At 42.3% G+C, this 17,687-nt stretch carries 9 protein-coding genes and 3 pseudogenes; 8 read left to right on the top strand and 4 right to left on the bottom strand.

All coding sequences use genetic code 11. The annotated features are described in order from the left end of the window. The first annotated feature begins 1,215 nt into the window (after positions 1 to 1,215). The 8 genes and pseudogenes from CF651_RS33390 (at position 1,216) to hcp (ending at position 11,833) form a co-directional block, all read left to right on the top strand. A complete protein-coding gene (locus CF651_RS33390; RefSeq protein WP_425436272.1) occupies positions 1,216 to 1,422 on the top strand; it encodes an ATP-binding protein in 207 nt (68 codons plus the stop codon). 22 nt (positions 1,423 to 1,444) lie between these two features. Then, a pseudogene (locus tag CF651_RS33385) lies at positions 1,445 to 1,573 on the top strand (hypothetical protein); the annotation flags it as partial. Positions 1,574 to 1,619: 46 nt separating this feature from the next. Further along, positions 1,620 to 1,685 (top strand): annotated as a pseudogene (locus CF651_RS33380) (ATP-binding protein); the annotation flags it as partial. 66 nt (positions 1,686 to 1,751) lie between these two features. Further along, the gene (locus tag CF651_RS32655; RefSeq protein WP_218827849.1) at positions 1,752 to 1,916 is read left to right on the top strand and encodes a hypothetical protein; all 165 of its coding nucleotides are present in this window, start codon (positions 1,752 to 1,754) and stop codon (positions 1,914 to 1,916) included. 330 nt (positions 1,917 to 2,246) lie between these two features. Next, entirely contained in the window at positions 2,247 to 3,431 is a 1,185-nt protein-coding gene (locus tag CF651_RS14870; protein WP_094015649.1) for a hypothetical protein, read from the top strand. Positions 3,432 to 3,828: 397 nt separating this feature from the next. Beyond that, entirely contained in the window at positions 3,829 to 8,211 is a 4,383-nt protein-coding gene (locus CF651_RS14865) for a P-loop domain-containing protein (protein ID WP_094015648.1), read from the top strand. Continuing rightward, positions 8,204 to 9,655 carry a hypothetical protein gene (locus CF651_RS14860; protein WP_094015647.1) on the top strand — a complete coding sequence of 484 codons (1,452 nt, stop codon included), beginning with the start codon at positions 8,204 to 8,206 and terminating at the stop codon, positions 9,653 to 9,655. The genes CF651_RS14865 and CF651_RS14860 overlap by 8 nt, the downstream gene beginning before the upstream one ends. A gap of 888 nt (positions 9,656 to 10,543) precedes the next feature. Then, positions 10,544 to 11,833 carry a hydroxylamine reductase gene (gene hcp, locus CF651_RS14855; protein ID WP_094015646.1) on the top strand — a complete coding sequence of 430 codons (1,290 nt, stop codon included), beginning with the start codon at positions 10,544 to 10,546 and terminating at the stop codon, positions 11,831 to 11,833. Positions 11,834 to 11,939: 106 nt separating this feature from the next. Here the strand turns inward: hcp and CF651_RS14850 are convergent. The 4 genes and pseudogenes from CF651_RS14850 to CF651_RS14835 all read right to left on the bottom strand — a co-directional run bounded on the left by CF651_RS14850 (position 11,940) and on the right by CF651_RS14835 (position 17,685). After that, positions 11,940 to 14,311: pseudogene (locus CF651_RS14850) on the bottom strand (polyprenyl synthetase family protein). A 142-nt stretch (positions 14,312 to 14,453) separates the two neighbouring features. After that, the gene (locus tag CF651_RS14845; RefSeq protein WP_094015645.1) at positions 14,454 to 14,789 is read right to left on the bottom strand and encodes a thioredoxin family protein; all 336 of its coding nucleotides are present in this window, start codon (positions 14,787 to 14,789) and stop codon (positions 14,454 to 14,456) included. After that, positions 14,786 to 15,163 carry a MerR family transcriptional regulator gene (locus CF651_RS14840; RefSeq protein ID WP_094015644.1) on the bottom strand — a complete coding sequence of 126 codons (378 nt, stop codon included), beginning with the start codon at positions 15,161 to 15,163 and terminating at the stop codon, positions 14,786 to 14,788. Before CF651_RS14840 ends, CF651_RS14845 begins: the two co-directional genes overlap by 4 nt. Before the next feature lie 137 nt (positions 15,164 to 15,300). After that, entirely contained in the window at positions 15,301 to 17,685 is a 2,385-nt protein-coding gene (locus CF651_RS14835) for a glycoside hydrolase family 2 TIM barrel-domain containing protein (RefSeq protein WP_245855917.1), read from the bottom strand. Positions 17,686 to 17,687 lie beyond the last annotated feature (2 nt).

The raw sequence follows: 17,687 nt of genomic DNA, 5'->3' as shown, positions 1-17,687 counted from the left end.
CTACGCAATACCCTTTCCTATTGTCAGCATCGTCAGATGTTGATAAAAGACAGCCTTTTTTCATGTCTTAAAAACTCAAGCTGCTCAAGGCATTCAATTTATGAAATTGATTCACTTATATGATTATTACTTAAAATACTCTAAAATAACCCCTAAACCGGTCAGGGTGAAGATAAGAGTTGGAGATCTGGATTTTAAAAACATTAAACTGGATCGGGATATTGAAAGGGTGAAAAGAAGATACCACCAATTAACCAAAAGTGAGTTGGTCGAGCTACTTGTTAATGCAGAGCAATATATCGCTGAACAAAATCGGACTTGGATAAAAACTCAGTTTGAGTCGTTCCAATGATTATCAAGGATTTTGTCTCCGAAAGGCATGCCAAGATCGGGTATCTAAATGATAAGTCAAATCCCTTACTAAGTAAGAGAATAAGGAGCGTTACCGCGTTAACAATGTGACCTCCAAAGTGCTTCGAATCGTGCTACTGCCATGAGATAATCCTCCTCAAAAGCCAATCAGAGGAGGATTTTTCTATGAGTAGAAATGAGATACGAATGAAAAATGGGAAGCGCGAATCCATGCCTTCCGTTCAAGTGGTGAGAAGACTACCCATTGCTGCAAAGGGAATCAAATTAATCGTCGTCAACTCTAAGCTATGTCGATCGGATCGACTTGATCGTCGGCAGCGCGGTTGTGGCAACGCACGCACGATGCTACCGGCGAGGCGAGGTGCGGATGTAGATTGGACACTATCTGACGGCGCTAGAGCGTAAGCCTCATGCTGTTACGAACATGACTGTCGAAAGACAACTGCAACCCATACTTGGTATACTGCGGACCCACATAACGCAGGCCCATTGCCGCGGCTACAAGGATTTTCTGCTCGTATTGCTGCTCCGCTCCAGTGTAAACATTTTCTCTCGGAAATGACGACAGCGCTGGAATCAATGCAACTTGCAGAAATTACGGCATCGACAGTTCAGAAGCAATTGAATTCTGGGGATCACTCCCGCCCACGACGCGCATCAGTTCGTCACAATGTCCGCTCATGTTGAGCAGTACGATCGACTCTTGAAGGAGGTGGTATAATGACGTCCGCCGTCATTGAAGCGCGTATCGACATCGTGCGGACAACTACTCATGCCGAATCTCCTTCGGGATTACCCCGAACTCTCCAGGGATGCACTGGAGCAGACTGCTGACCATCTTTAATTTATGGCATCCTTCCTGGAGCACGAAGTGAGCAAGAAACAAGAGCAGAAGCAACTGCATCTCCTGCGTCAAGCGAGGTTCCCGAACCAAAGACGCTGCAGGAGTTTGAATTCGCTCACATCCCAAAGCTCCCCAAGATGAAGGTAGAGCAGCTCGCACAAATAACGTTCATCCCGAGGCGTGAGAACGTCATATGCATCGGCTGACCCGGCACGGGCTAGAGCCACAATGCAACCGCCATCGGAATGGGTGAGCTGGAGCAAGTACGTTCTTGTGATTCTTGACGAGCTTGGCCATGTATCGCTTGGTGAAGGCGGTAAACTACTCTTTCTATTCATCTCACATCGCTATGAGCAAGGCAGCCTCGTCATCACCTCCAACCTAGAGTTCTCTCGCTGGGTAGATGTATTTGGGAGATCCTGCACTGACCACAGCCTTGCTAGATCGGCTGACCCATCACTCACACATCCTCCTCTTTGATGGCGATTCCTATCGATTCCGTCAAACGTTGGAAGGGTCGGAAAGGAGAACCTTCGTGAATAACGAAACGAAAGCAGAGCAATTGCTGACGGGAATCGCAGAGATGGAAGCGGCCATCGAGTGTCTGCGCGATGAGATTCAGCGCCTGCTTGCAGAACGCGATGCACTGAAACAGGGAAATCTGGAACTGTACCATAAGCTGATATCCGTTGATTTTTAATACAATATGACTGGCGCAACCGCCTCACACTACCGGCAATCTCGGGTGCCCATTTTTACCGCCATGGTGTCGACTTTTCGGTTGCCGTGTGGACGAATATTCCACACGGCTTTTTTTATGTTCATGAGTATCTATTCATTTCCACATGCAAGACTGCTATACCCAGCCACCCTACTTGCCCTACATCCCGAACTATGTTCGAAATTTGTTGAGGCATATTCTAATTTGGGCTAAAATCAGAGGATAATGTTACCATTTTTACAGACGGGGTATCACTAATTCAAAATGTTCGTTTGGATAGTTACTAAGTAGTGGAATTGAGGAATTGGTTTGGATGATTTAGAATTTTACGAGAAGAGTATTCAGAGGATTGCAGAAAGCCAGAGACTAGATTTAATTAATGCTGCAACTTATCTTCAAAATCAATTGGTGAATGATCCCAATATTATAATGCGGTTAATCACAATTAGAAGACAACTTCTAACTAAGGAAGAGGTTGGAACTGGTCTGGAGTATTATATAAGAGCATTTTTCCCACAGCAAACTGAGGAAGAGCAATCAACCTTAGTTAGAATATCGTTGGAGATTTCAGACGCAAGCAGAATCTTTTATAAGTATCTTTCCTTTAATGAGTATCATCCCTCCCAACCAATTTTCCAACATCATCCAGATTTGTTTGGGAAGTTACGTAGAAAATCAAGCGGAAATCCTGATCTAGAATTGCTCCGATTGGATGCAGTGGCTTTTGATCCTCCACTAAATTCTCCGAAGTACAGGACTTGTAAGTACAAAGGTTCCTTTCTCTTAACTGCTAGCTATCTTAATGCAATGGTTCCCTACTTTTTGATCCATAAATATGGAACCGAACATTTGTATATTAGGCTCGATCCTTACTGTATCTCAAATAATGAACCACCGCCCCTTGTTGAAGAAGAGTTTGTTCAACCGCCGAATCCACATTGGATTGAACGTTTATTGATTTACCCTAATCAACATGAGGGGAGTGAATTATTTTTGCCGTCCTATACTATTGAGGAGGCTGCGGGAGATGATTGGAAGTATCAGCAGTGGTTTGAGTATTGTAGGTATGGTATCCGAAAGTTACAAGTAGTAGCTACGATGAAGAATGAGGGCAGCAAGAAACACTTCAGCATGTCATTAGAGGAACTATCCGAGGAAGATATTGAAGACGGCAATTTAATTGGACGAATGATTCATTTGGACGCAATTGATTCATATGATATGCCGTTCGAGAAAGTACGACTTAATCATCTGGATCTTGCAATAAATGTCTACCGAGGAAATAGCATTCAAGAGCGAATGAATTCGACATTAACATCAGGTAAGCGAATCACAGATGCAACTTATCGAACCCACCTGATTCGAGCGGACAACATAATGTTCTCTGATCTTCTCGAAATTGCTCATATCTTCTTCAAATCTAAGACAATGGTTAAGGAATGGATAGATTATCAATTCCAGTTTCTTGCCAAAGGGGCTGAAAACGATTCCTAGGGTGCTTAATCTTATTTATCTTACGTAGAAAACACGACCTAAAATTCTGCGATTGATTTATCGAAATAGATGGAGAGCACTTGAGAAATGAAAGAGTTTAAAACAGAGCAACCGAGATTCGGCATGACACATAATTACGATAGAACAATACTGATCCTCAGACGGCTATGATACAAATATAAAAAATGCACAATTGCAGTTATGATGTAACTTGACCTGATGTGTGAGCGGCAGTGTAAAATCCCGTGTAACAGTGCTTGAAAAATCCCCATAAACGGCAGTCAATCTCGCCCTGGGGGAGAGCGAATAATCGATGGCACAACGCATGACGAGCCCATGCAGCGGCTACTCTAAGTCTTTCGAAAATATTTAGACAGTTTAAATGGAGGTTAGTTAAGTGACGGAATATACAAGATCTGGTGCGAGAAGGTCTGGCGATTACCTACAGGACTTGGTAGCTTTAGAAAACATGATTGAAATGCTAGAGCATCCAAAAAGATTTTATTATATTAAAGTGGAAGCTGATGAAGCTGGATACCTAGATGATGTGGTTGCTCTAAAAACAGATGGAAGCTATGTTGTTAAACAAGTTAAATTTTCAACACATCCTGAACAAGATGATGATGAATATACTTGGGATAAACTTTTAGAAGAAAGGGAAGGCAAAAGGAAATTGCTTCCCTCATTGCTGAAGAAATGGGCGTCGTCTGTCTTAGAAATAAAGCAAAGAGGTTTATTACACGAAGCCAGTCTAATTACCAATAGAAAGGCAGCACAAGAAATATTGGTGGCATTATTACCGAACGGTCATATTAATTTTGACATGATATCGGATGGGTACCGAGAAGAGATAATTCGACAAATAGGTGAAGAAGCAGTTGCAAGGGAATTTTTTGATTCCTTTCTCTTTAGATTTGATTGTGCAGGACTCGAGGATTATGAAGAAGCGTTAAAGCGAAGATTTTATAAAATTGGTGGTTCGGATCACGGATGGTTAAACCTAAAGGATGAATTGTACTTCTGGGTGAGAAACAAAAATATTCCAGAACCAAACGGCGAAATAACTTTGTCTCAAGTACGAGCGGCAGCAAGATGGTATCAATTACAGTCCTTGCCACAACAATTTGAGATTCCGGAAGATTATGTATTGCCTTCGGAAGAATTTCATACAGATTTTATAAGTGAAATTACTGCGACTTCTGAGGGGTGTTATGTACTTACTGCCAGTCCTGGTATGGGGAAAAGTACGTATTTAAGCTATTTGTATGATTCTTTAAAATCAGACGGTTATCCAGTTATAAGGCATCATTATTTTTTGTCAACGACGGATCGAACTGTGGGACGTTTAGATTCACTCAAAGTAGCAGAATCCTTAATGAATGATATTTTAACTAAATATCCACTTTCATTACAAGGACTTGAAACTAATAATCCTAATCCGAAGCACTTTTCTGAGTGGATTAATTCCGCCGCTAAATATTATTCAGATAAAAGTAAGGCGTTAATAGTTATCATTGACGGCCTCGATCATGTATGGAGAGAACAGGGGACAGCTGATGAATTAAACAAGCTGTTTGAAAACTTAATTCCGATTCCACATGGAATTATTATTATTTTGGGTACTCAGCCTGTAGATGAAACTATGCTACCAACTAGGCTAACCACAACTGTTCCGAGGGATAGATGGTTAGAAATCCCTTTGTTAGATATAACAGCAGTCATTGAGTGGCTTCAAAAACAAGAGATTAGTGACGAACTCTTTGATTCCGATGACGATCGCATAAATGAATACAGATTAAATCAACTCGCCGCTGCATTTCATGAGAAAACAACAGGTAATCCTCTTCATTTGAGATATTCACTAAAGTCCTTGTTAGAACAAAATAAACAAATCAACACAGAAAATATTAGTTCTCTACCTGAGTGTTCACATGAAGGGATTATTGGTTATTATAGAACATTGTGGCAAAGATTAAGTGAACAGAGTCGAAGTATACTCCATCTTTTTGCAGCATGTCCCTTTTTATGGCCAGATCAAGGGATTATAGATTGTCTTGATCCTCAAATGCAGAGAATTGCTGAGGTTAGAGAGGGCCTTAGGATGGTCAGGCATCTGTTAATATTCGATACTTTAGGGATGAGGCCTTATCATAGCAGCTTAATAGTATTTGTCCAAGGTCAGGAAGGATTTGAAGATTATTCGATTAGGCTAAAACGCATGGCACTTGATTGGCTACAAGAATCTGCGCCGGAATACTTGCGTTGGGCTTATACTTGGAGATTAGAAGCAGATTTAGGCAATGTGGAAAGCTTAATAAATGGTCCCGATAGAAAATGGGTTGTTGATTCTATAAGAAAGAAACGCCCGACCAAAGAAATATCGACTATTTTAGGAATGAGTGCATGGTACGCAATTCTTCAGGGGGATTTATCAAAGTTTATAGAATTAGGTTTATTACGTGATTATCATCATGCCATTCAAGATGAACGTCCTGAAACTTTTCACTCAGTCACAAGAACGCAACTGTTATTACAAGAAGATTCCTATATAAGTCCGCTGCTAATACAAAATATCTCCGGCTTAAGCGAAACAGAAATTGAGGCTTTAGCTGAGGTTGAGTACATCAAAGGTAATATTAATGCAGTTGAAATATGTTTTAACGAGTTAAACAATCGCCTTGCTAAAAAGCAGGATTCTTCGTCTTGGAATCGAGTAGCTAAGGTGAGCCTAAAATTGGCGGCGCTAAATGATATAGAACCAAAAAAAGTATTAAAGTTTTGTGTGGAAACAAATTCTGAAGAGTTGATACCCGATTATGCGGAAGCATTAAGTGGTTTTAAGCTATTAAGTCCTCTCCGAGAACTGGTGGTGAAAATAAAAGATCATTCATCTATAAAAGAGATTGATCAAGTTTTACGATGCTTGTCTCTATTGGCAATCGAGGATGAAATAAATATAGGGCATATTCAACAGGATTTTAATCAAAACGCATACATTGCAATATATTCTGTCCTCAAAGATGGGATTAATGATTATACGATAAAATTCCCAGAAACATCAATATTAAAATTAAAGGAATACGAATTATATCGGTATGAAAACGAATTAGTCTGGTTTTTTCAAACAACATTTTTCTGCTTGCTCGCAAATCATCTGATGAATAAGAGTGAAAGTAATATTGCTTGGATGAGAAGTAATGTAAGTATAAATACTTGGCCGAAACAACTGCTTAGTATTTTCAATGATATTGCAAAGGATTTGGCGGTGGAATTAATTAAGAAAGATCCTCCTGCGTTTGGTTGGTTTTATGAAAGGATTTCTGAATTAGATTTACCGAATTGGCCGGAAGATAGGGATGTTTATGAATTTGGTAAGTACGCCAAAAAAGCAATAGATTTTATTGGTCTGGATTTGCAGAGAATATTTATGTCAATAAAACCACAGCAGTATATATCAATTGATGACTTTAATTTTGCCATAACTTCTGGTTATTTTTATGTGTGGAATTGGATTCCTGCGTATCTTAAAAACAATAGAGATATAGTTAGCCCAGAAGCCGCTCAATGGTTGATTAATAGAGAACAAGGAAATCTAAATTCTTCAATTGATACGTTCTCTGAGAGGGCAGACTGCTATGCAAAGTTGTCCAATCTCGCTAGTTTCCATAAGCTTCGTGATAAAACAATTCCCTTATTAGATTTATGCTGTGAGAATCTTTACGCTCATGGCGATCACAAGGATATGTTGTTATTTGGGGCATTAGAATTAATTCAGCTTTGTCACAAGCATAATATAGGTGAAGTTCGAAAGTGGTTAGAGAGCCTTATCATTCCAATAATTCAGATTAGTGATTTTACGGATGGAGACGAGACACGACATTTACCAATAGAAATTGGAGAAGTTCTTTCCGAGGTTTGGCCTGAAGTACTTAAGGATTATTATTTAGAATTATGCAATCGAGAGAAGTATTACGAAGCAGAGCAGGCCTTTAGAAACTACATTAAAATAATGGAATATGATAATAAAATAAATGTTGCAATTGCTAAAACAGCTATAGATAGTGAGAGTTTGCAAATATTGAATCAACTAGCCAATGATGGTAATGTGAGAGCTGAAATAGTCTTGAGTTTTAACAAGCAATATAAAATAGCTGGGCATTCAAAAGAAGTGGTGAATACAAAAGCACCTGTAGTCGAAAAGCCTACGGTATCATTTCCCAACCCTGAGAAATACCCTCCCTCTGATTTTGGAATGTACCTACATACTGTAAGAGAATACAGTTCTTATAAGGAGGGAGCTATTGTTCATTGGTTTAATTACTGGCTTAGCAAAAATGCTGACGATGCCTATAGCATAATTAAAGAGGAGTTTGAAAGAGGAAGAAGGTTGGTTGACTATGATACCTTATTTAACTTAATCCGAAGTCATTTTGGAAGTGCAGAAGCCTACCAGTGGCTTGTAGAGGCGCATAAAGAAGGGTATGGATGGTTTAGGTATGTTAGTAGCAGATCTAATGAGGAAATAAGGTGGGCATACATTGTAAGATTTTACCCACAGCGGTGGTTAGAATTTATCATCGATACCTTCAAAGAGCGTGGTTCAGAGCCTTGGAGAAAAGTCGGGACCAGAAATACATTCGTAAGACTTACTCAATATTGCGTAGTTACAGGACATCAGGATATTGCAGAGATAGTGGCTCATAAAACTATGGATACAATAAAGTCTTTTTTAAGTCCATTAAATTTCCCCAGAGTAGAATGGAGGTCCGACCTTGACTAATGAATTTGATTTATTGTTTGCAAGGTTGGAGTGGCCTTCTGGTCTTGTAAGGGAAAGGGCTTGCTTGGCAATTGCTGAACTTTTATGCGATCCAAGTGAATCAGAAATAACTTTCGCATATCTTAAGGATTGGATTAAAGCACAGAAGCTTGAGAGTATTTCCCTATATGGTTTGATAATACTTCACAAAGCTCGATCTATTAAACCAGATTTATGTTTTCCAGAAGACGTGACATCTAATATTTTCAAACCATCTATATTAACGAATTTATTATTGATTGAACTAGGTATGCTACCACAGGATTTAAATCATTCGTTTTTTATCATGGAACGAGAAGAAGTGCCTAAGAACCATGAAAAGTTTTTTGCAAGGAATTTGAGAGTTTATCCTGGTGCCTACATTGTTGAGAGAATAGATCAAAAAACTGGAAATAATTTTTCCCAACATTGGTTACACGAGTGGAGTAATATTGTTTCAGAATTAAACCTTAAACTTTCCAGAGAGTCCTTTAATTATTGGGGGAGAGAAGACTCAGAACATTATTCTGTTTTTGATGTGATGTTCAGTGAGATATATCGGTCAGCATTTTTAAGGTCGTTAGCTTGGGCAGTGAACCAACACGGCTTCAATCTCCATGAGGCAATTTTTTTGGCTTTAAGAAATTGCCCCGTGGATCTAGGTCTTTGGAATGTGAAGGTAGGCAATAAACCTGATGATTGGCCATTTGTAGAGAAACTTGAAAGTGAAATTGACACTACACCAAGTAAGATATGGAATCAAGTTAATGAACTTTGGTCAAAGCAACAAACAAGTAAAAATAATTTAGTACATGCCAGTGGAATAGTTCATACATCTGATAATTTAGTTTATCATCTTCAAATTATAGGAGTTTTACAAAAATGTATTGGTAAAGAGGAGCCAGACATCGAAGAGATCCATGATCACTTGGAAAGAGGATTTGGCTTCGGACCATCAAAGCTAGTTTTCAATGGAAGGTTAAAAAAAGAGGAGATCGAAGGTATCCAGTCAGGTGATTGGCTTATTATGCCTCTAACTAAAAATATTTGGCCTGCAACTATTCCTCGTTGGCAATTTTGGAGGATGAACAGTATTTACCTTCCACATGGAGCTCTCACTGAGGAACCATTGGAATATGAGTGTACTGAAGAGTCAATTCAAATATTAAAATATGGTGTTGTAATTGGCGAGTGGAAGGACTGGATGTATGGCTTCACTGAGAAGACAGAGGCCAATTTACCGCCGAATACCGGTAGCGTTCTCTATCTAAATAAAGAAATAATACAGTCCTTATGCGAGGAAATGGAAATGACCTTCAGTTGGCTTTGTAAAATATCATGTTTCTCTAGAGAGTATAGTTATGAGAAATACAAAACAACTCATTTCTATGATCAATTCGGTGGAACAAACATTATCCTACCTTAAATTTCGACCAAAACTATTGTGACATCCAACCAATTAGAGCTAACCACATTTGATACTTATTGAGATTGAATGGAATGAAAACCAGCACGCTTCAACTTGGAGCAGCTGGTTTTTTTATGAAAAAAATGGAAGTGAGAAAAACAACGACAAATAATAAAGCACATGATTGTGACACAATCCATATAGATTCTTAGTCTATAAGGGCTTTAGTCGAGTTAATGACATATGTATAAAATACGTGTTTTGTGAATATGTTTGAGGAATAACTAACGGACTCCTAACGTTTTGTGCAAACCTGCCTCACCGTGTTCGCCCCCGTTTTAGGGCTTGGAGAATTTTGTGTTTTTTCTTATTTCTATTTCAGCTTCTTATTGAATGAAACATGGCCATTGGCGTGACACCAATCTTTTTGTATGGCAGTCTGAGTTTAATAATCTTTTGGAACGGTTATTGCTCTTGTGTCGCATAATCAATAATTAAGCAGTTTTTCGATGATTTTAATTGAGTAGTTTTGTGTCGTTGCACATTAAATTTCGGAGATTTTGTTGTATGTTACGATTATGACTATCTTACTTTTTCCAAAAAACACTAATGTTTTCGTTCCTCATTTTCTAATCATACTCAAAGTGTGTCTCCGAGGACTGCTTCAAAATAATCATGCATGAACTTTTGCGTTTATCGGCGTCTGGTTCAAATTGTATCCAACCCACTCCATGTGTCCAGAGACACGCCAAGGGTCAAACATATACCAACAATCATACACGGCATGCCCTTTAAACTTTTCCATGAATCCCCTTTCAAATGTGATAAAGATCATTTTATAGCCAAGACGGATCTGATAACTTATATATTGTTCTTATATAATGAATTGTTACGGAGGGATTCAACATGTTTTGTTATCAATGCGAGCAAACCCCAACAGGCGGGTGCAAGGTTGTTGGTGTCTGTGGAAAAGATGAGAATATTGCCAGTCTACAAGATACCATGATCTTTGCATTAAAAGGGATCGCTGCTTACGCTACGCATGCCAGACAGCTGGGCTACAGTGATTCTGAAGTAGATCGAATCACTCACGAAGCTTTATACATGACGCTGACGAACTCCAACTTCAATATACAAGAGCACATAGATATGGCTATGAAAGTAGGCTCTGCCGCGGTTAGAATTATGGACGTACTTGACCGTGCGCACACGACACATTTTGGAGTACCGCAGCCCATTACGGTCTCTCAGAACAAAATCGAAGGTCATGCCATTGTTGTCACAGGCCACAATCTGTATGCTTTGGAAGAATTGCTTAAACAGACGGAGAGCAAAGGTATCAATATCTATACTCACTCCGAAATGCTTCCTGCCCACGGGTATCCCAAGCTAAAGCAGTACACTCACCTGAAAGGAAATATCGGTAAAGCCTGGTACGATCAGCGGCGCCTATTTGAACAATTCCCGGGAGCCATTCTGGCCACGACGAACTGTGTCATGCCAATTAAAGGCACCTATGCCGACCGCTTCTTCTCCTACGACATCGCAGGTCTTGAAGGGGTTACCAAAATCAATGGGGATGATTTCACTCCACTGATCGATAAGGCTCTGTCATTACCTGCAGTTGACATCGATTCCGAACAGGTTCTGCCGACCGGCTACCATCACGAGACGGTAATCGGGCTTGCTCCTGAAATCATTCAAGCGGTGAAGCAAGGGAAAATCAAACGATTTTTCGTCATCGCCGGCTGTGACGCACCTGGGACGGGCGGCGAATATTATCGCGAGCTTGCGACCTCCCTGCCTAACGATACGGTCATACTCACTACCTCCTGCGGTAAGTTCCGCTTTAATGATGTAGATTACGGCACAGTAGCTGACACAGGTATCCCTCGTTATATCGATCTTGGGCAGTGCAACAATTCCGGTTCTACCGTCAAGATCGCCTTGGCTTTGGCGGATGCGTTTGGCTGCAGTGTGAACGATTTGCCAGTCAGCATTGTTCTCTCTTGGTTTGAGCAAAAAGCAGTTGCCATTCTGCTCGGCTTGTTTAGTCTCGGAATTAAAGATATTCGCATTGGTCCTAAGCCTCCGGAATTCATATCACCAGGTGTAATGAATGTGCTTACGGAGACGTTCGGGCTTAAATTGATTGGGAATGCTCAAGAAGACATGGCCGCAATGCTCGCCCAATAAATAACAACTATGAAATGTACGCATAGCACACCGGCTATGCGTACATTTTTTATAGGAGCGGAACCTGCCCCCGTAAGTGTAAAGTGGCTGTTTTCCCAAAAATCTGTTAACAATCTCGCGTAACAATATAATTCAATAAATGCTTCAAAAAAGCATGATTCCGTGGTAGTTTTCTCAAGGCTTCTACCGCATGGCAGTAATGTTCCCACATTTCTTTTCTGGCGCCTTCCTCGCCGAGGATCTTCACAAAAGTCGAATTGTTATTTTCAACATCCTTGCCCACGGGTTTGCCAAGTACGAGCGGATCTCCTTCCAAATCGAGCAAATCATCCTTTATCTGAAACGCAATGCCCATATGATAGGCATATTTTTTCAAAATCTCAATTTCCTTCTCTTGAACCTGAGCCAGAATGGCGGGCATAACCAGAGAAGCCTCAAATGCAATACCGGTTTTATAAAAACAAGTCGAATTCAATTGCTCCAGTGTCAATGCTTTCCCTTTGGCATGTAAATCCATCGCCTGCCCTACACACATATCGCCTGCCTTTTGGGACGAACAAGAACGGCTTTAGCGTCAAACCCGTCAAGGGACGATTGTTCCTCAATCGCCTTCTGAATAAGAAACAGACCGGTTAATTCCGCAGTAGAACTGTTATGCAATTGATGCAGGGTTGGACGCCCTCTTCGGGTAGGCGCATTATCCTGAGATGGCAGATCATCGAAGATCAAGGATGCCGTATGCATATATTCCAACGATCTCACTAGCGGTGCGATGGCCGAGGCCTGTAGTCCATACTCGTTCACACCCATAACCCATGTCAGTATAGATCTCAAACGCTTGCCAGCCCCTTCGAGGCTATAATTTGCAGCATCAATAAGCGAATCCTTCATTGGTGGAATCCCGTTAGGCTTCGGAATCTGCAGCAGATGGTTAATCTGATGGCGAACCGCTTGGACCGTATCGATAAATTGCTCTCTTTCATTCCTGTCATTGTTCAGGACAGCGACCATCTGGTCGCGAAGCAGCTTATCGAAGAAATCCACGTGATCCGCTTTTCGAACCATGCGTTGGATAAGACGATTGAATTCCGGTGTTCTTGAAGCAAATACATCCATAATTTCGTTATATTTTTCAATTCCGATGCGTTCTTTACAACGTTTTAGTCCGTTGATGGCGCGATCAAGTATCACCTCACGTGTCCTGTCATCGGCGTGATACACATTATGAATCAAATGAGCAATGACCGTCCAGTATAATTCAAAAGGATTTATCAAATCCGATCGCTGATTACGGTATTTCAAATAATAGGTATAGGGGGTTACCGCCCCATTCCTCATATCCTCGAACAGATCTGCAAAATCATCTGCCAGCTGGTTGTAGATGCCATAATAAAATGTGCGTTGATCAAACCCTTCATCCAACGGAGCACTTATGACGGAACGAACAATTAATCGGGATGAAGCGGATTTTAGAATGATGGGAAGATAAAGCTCTTCGTTGGTGTAATTCGCATTCGCAAGCTCCTTGACGCGGTCCAAATGCTGGGAATGAAAGAATACATAGGACTGTTCTAAAAATGTATTCTGTGTTTCCGGCTGCTGTTGGCTCTCAATATATTCAAAGGCTTCTCGCAGCTCCGAGTGTATATAGCGAAGCAGCTCCATGTTGCTCCCGCTCCACTCCCCCAGTTCCGGCACATATCCCGTAAGCAGCGCAGCACGTATCATGTCGGAATATTGTTGCTTCTCTTGATCGTTCAACACGTGGGAGTCGAGTAGATCATCAATAAAAGGATAGGTCAACCCGTAAGCGTATCCCAGCCTGATAGCTTCATCAAGTCTCCGTGAACGTTCCGTAGGCAATATCTCTTCGTCCATCTCTTCCAGCACGTGGAGAATAACCCCGATCATGATTTTGATCAGCTTGCGCTGGGCATGCTCCGCATTCATTTCCTTCGGAATATGGGAAGCTACCGACTTCAGTTTGTTCATCACCCAAATCGCAGTATTTTCTATGCCTTCCTTCTGGGCCCACCGATACAACCCTGCCATACTTATATAATCAGGCTGGTTTCCGCTGCTTACTGCTGTGGAGCGGATCAAGAAATGCTTGATATCGGATACGACACGTTGAATTCTGCTCTTTGTTGCAGAGGAATTTAGATCTTTCCCCAGATCCCTCATATAAATATATGAAACACTACGGTCCAAGTAGTCGTCCAATTGATTTGTGCGATTCAACCATTGGATATATGGATAATAACCCATTGAATCCGATTTGCTTTTTCCCCGTGAAAAAAAAGATAGCCATGCATAGTGATGAACATGCTTCTTACTCCAATGTTGAAAATCCTTTGTCAGGATTGGCACATAGGACTTTTCCATGACCTGCATATAAAGCGATGCAAAATACCGGGCTGCCTTCTGCTCTGCCAAGCTATACCATCTATCGGCATGTTCTGTACATTCCTCATTCATAGGCTGGATGACCTCACTGTATAAATTTTACGACGGATTATGTTCACTTTATACGTGAAATGATCCTTTGGGTTACGAAATGTCGGTCGCCTGCAATGAAAAAACCGTGCCTCTGCACGGTTTTTAGATGAGGAAGGATTAGTTATAGCCGGGCAGCTTCGGCATTTATTTTGCCCAACACGTTGGTATATGCGCTCTTTGGACGCAGGCCGACCAGTTTTTCCAGGGGTTCCCCATTTTTGAATACAATCACAGTCGGCATAGACATAATGCCATACCGGCTTGCCGTCACAGGTGATTCATCACAATCTACCTTGAGCACTCGAAGTCCTTCGGCATACTCCTCCGACAGCGTCTCCAGAATAGGCAGCAGCACTTTGCATGGCGGGCACCACACGGCTCCGAATTCCACCAGTGTGACCCCTTTCCCCTCAAGCTCTGAAACAAAAGTCCCATCATTCACCGCAATTACACTCATCTTCGTTCCTCCTGGTTGGCAATATTTTTTTCAATCTGAATGGATTCGATACGGTCGATTAAATTGCGCCGGATGCCCTGCAGCAGATGAATTTGTTCATCGATCTCCTTCAGCTTCTGTTCATAAATCGGCAGCACCTCCTCGCAGAATGCCTCCTTGTTTATCAAGACACATTGCAAGATTCCCGCTATTTCTTCGGTCGAAAGCCCGAGATTCAAATATAATTGAATCGCCCTCACCTGATCCTCTGCAAAAGGTGAATATTCGCGGTACCCATTCTCCCGCCGCAATGGTGAAAGCAGACCCTGCTGCTCGTAGTAACGTAACGAACGAATGCTGACCCCAGTCCGGTCCGCCAATTCCCCGATTTTCAACCCCTTATCCCCTCCTTACGGTTCGTCATGATCTTATTTTAAACCCTGACATTAATGTAAGTGTCAAGCGAAAAAATAAAAGGAGCGCAGTACATAGACTGCAGCCCCTGTTGGCCAATTGAAAAAATTGGAATCATTTAATGCGTTTGAATCGTCACCGTGGCTTCCCTCAGTCCTTCGGAGACTGCCGTTAATTGAATCGAACCCTTGTGCGAGCTGGATTGTATAATGACCAAGCATTTCCCTCCGTAGGCTTTGCGTCGATTGCCTTTATACGGCTCGTCACTGGTCAAGTCTCCGTTATCGACCCCAACAATAGTCCCTTCACCGGATAGCTCGAATTGAATATCGTGTACCGCATACGGAACAAGCGTTCCATCATCATCCATAATGTTCACTTCTACATGGACAAGATCTACGCCGTCAGCCGAAATAACTGTCCGGTCAGGCATAAGGCTCAGCTGGGATGGACCTCCGGCTGTCGTCATTTCATGGACACATACGACATTCCCTTTGTTTTTGCCCCGAGCTACAAGGGTTCCCGGCATATAAGGGAGATGCCATATCATCATCTTGTCTGGGAAATCCGCCATACTTTTTTCACCTATGACTTCGTCATTCAAGACCAGCTCAACACTTTCACAGTTCGTAAATACAACCATGCGAACAAGCGTTCCTTCGAAATGCGGCAAGGTCCAGCTGGAAACCATCTGGGGTGATTTCCAATGCATTGTCCAGCGCGGATGGTGACCCTGCTTCGCCGTATCATCGAACACCGCCATGTGCACGACCGGCTTATCGGACCATAGACTTTGCTGAAGGTAAGATACCGGCTTTCGGAATCCGCACGTATCGATTAGCCCGGAGGACCAGCCTTTGGACGGATATTCCGCTTCGCCCAGGTAGTCAATGCCGACCCAAACAAATTGGCCAATGACATAATCCTTGTTTACGACATCAAACCACGGATTCATCGGTTCATACGCTTTCACCCGGTTGCCTTTGCCCCGGAAGAACGGGAAGGTTTCCGATCCCACGATCAGCATATCCGGCATGGCCTCCCTGTAATGCTCATACCACTGCTCCTGGTAGTTCAAGCTCAAGATATCCATTTTTGCCGCCATTTTCATAGTATGCCGAACCTTATCCTTGATTGAGCCTTGCTGCAGGGTGAGGGGCCGGTTATGTGGCTCCAAAGCGCAGGTGACGGGACGGGTCGTATCTTTTTCATGACAAAAATTGACGAGCAGCTCCAGCATTTCAAGCATGCTTTCCTGCCCCTGGTTCTCCACTTCGTTCCCTACGCTCCACATGAAAATACTCGGGTGGTTGCGGTCTCTTACCAGCATCGATTCCAGGTCCTTCTCCCACCATTCCTCAAACAGCTGCCCGTAATAAAGAGACTTCCATTTATCAAAAGCTTCCGCAATGACGAGAAATCCCATTCGGTCACAAAGATCCAATAACTCCGCTGCCATCGGATTATGGCTGAGCCGGATCGCATTGCAGCCCATGTCCTTTAAAATTCCCAGCCTTCTCTCCATAGCCCTGTCGTTATAGGCGGCGCCCAAGCAGCCCAGATCATGATGAAGGCATACGCCCTTTAATTTTAAATTAACCCCGTTAAGGAATAACCCTTTATTTTTATCAAGGAGGACTTTCCTTATGCCAAAAGGCGTTATATAATGGTCTACTGCATTTCCCTCATAAGTTATCCAGGTGTGCGCATAATAAAGCGCCGGTTGATCAGGTGACCAGAATCGCGGGGACGGTACTTCAACCGTCTGCGGGAACTCGACAAGTTCCCCTCCCGACAGATGTCCGTCGACCTGCACCTTCCCTACGAAATTGCCCTCGTGATCCATAATTTCAGTCACGATCGTACACGCTGCCGACTCTTCATATTGATTGATCACCTGTGTTCTTACGAAGACAGTCGCGGCTTCAGCAGAAATAACCGGTGTCGTGATATAGGTTCCCCACTCTGCAATATGAAGCGGGTCCGTTGTGATGAGCCAAACATTACGATAGATCCCCGAACCAGAGTACCAGCGATCCGGCGGCATCACGGTATTATCTACCTTTACCGCCAGCACATTCTCACCTTCCCGGTTCAAATATGGGCTCAAATCGTATTGAAAGCTCACATACCCATAGGGACGCCTCCCGAGGAAATGACCGTTAAGCCAAACTTCGCTGTTATGATGAATACCGTCAAATTGGATAAAGTATTTTTGCTCCTTATCGTTCGCCTCTACAGTAAACCGTTTGCGGTACCAGCCTACCGTCCATCTTGGCAAATACGCTTGAGTGCCCCCGTATACCATCTGGGGATCAAACGATTCCTCTATCGTCCAGTCATGAGGCAGATTGACTGAGCTCCATCCATCCTCATTAAAGCTAGATTCATGAGCCCCGGCATAGTTCCCTTTAATAAATAACCAGTTTGCGTTAAAAAGCTCCGTTTTTCTGCCTTTCAAACCGTGATTCAAGCTGCTTTTCATTGCTTCCTGCATGAACATAG

Source organism: Paenibacillus rigui, assembly GCF_002234615.1.
GTDB lineage: Bacteria > Bacillota > Bacilli > Paenibacillales > NBRC-103111 > Paenibacillus_S > Paenibacillus_S rigui.
Note: the sequence above shows the minus strand (reverse complement) of the source record. Positions and strands in the feature narration are given on the sequence as shown.

Coding starts and splice junctions, on each gene's coding strand:
- hcp (WP_094015646.1), top strand. CDS start 10,544: ATGTTTTGTTATCAATGCGAGCAAACCCCAACAGGCGGGTGCAAGGTT.
- CF651_RS14845 (WP_094015645.1), bottom strand. CDS start 14,789: ATGAGTGTAATTGCGGTGAATGATGGGACTTTTGTTTCAGAGCTTGAG.
- CF651_RS14835 (WP_245855917.1), bottom strand. CDS start 17,685: ATGTTCATGCAGGAAGCAATGAAAAGCAGCTTGAATCACGGTTTGAAA.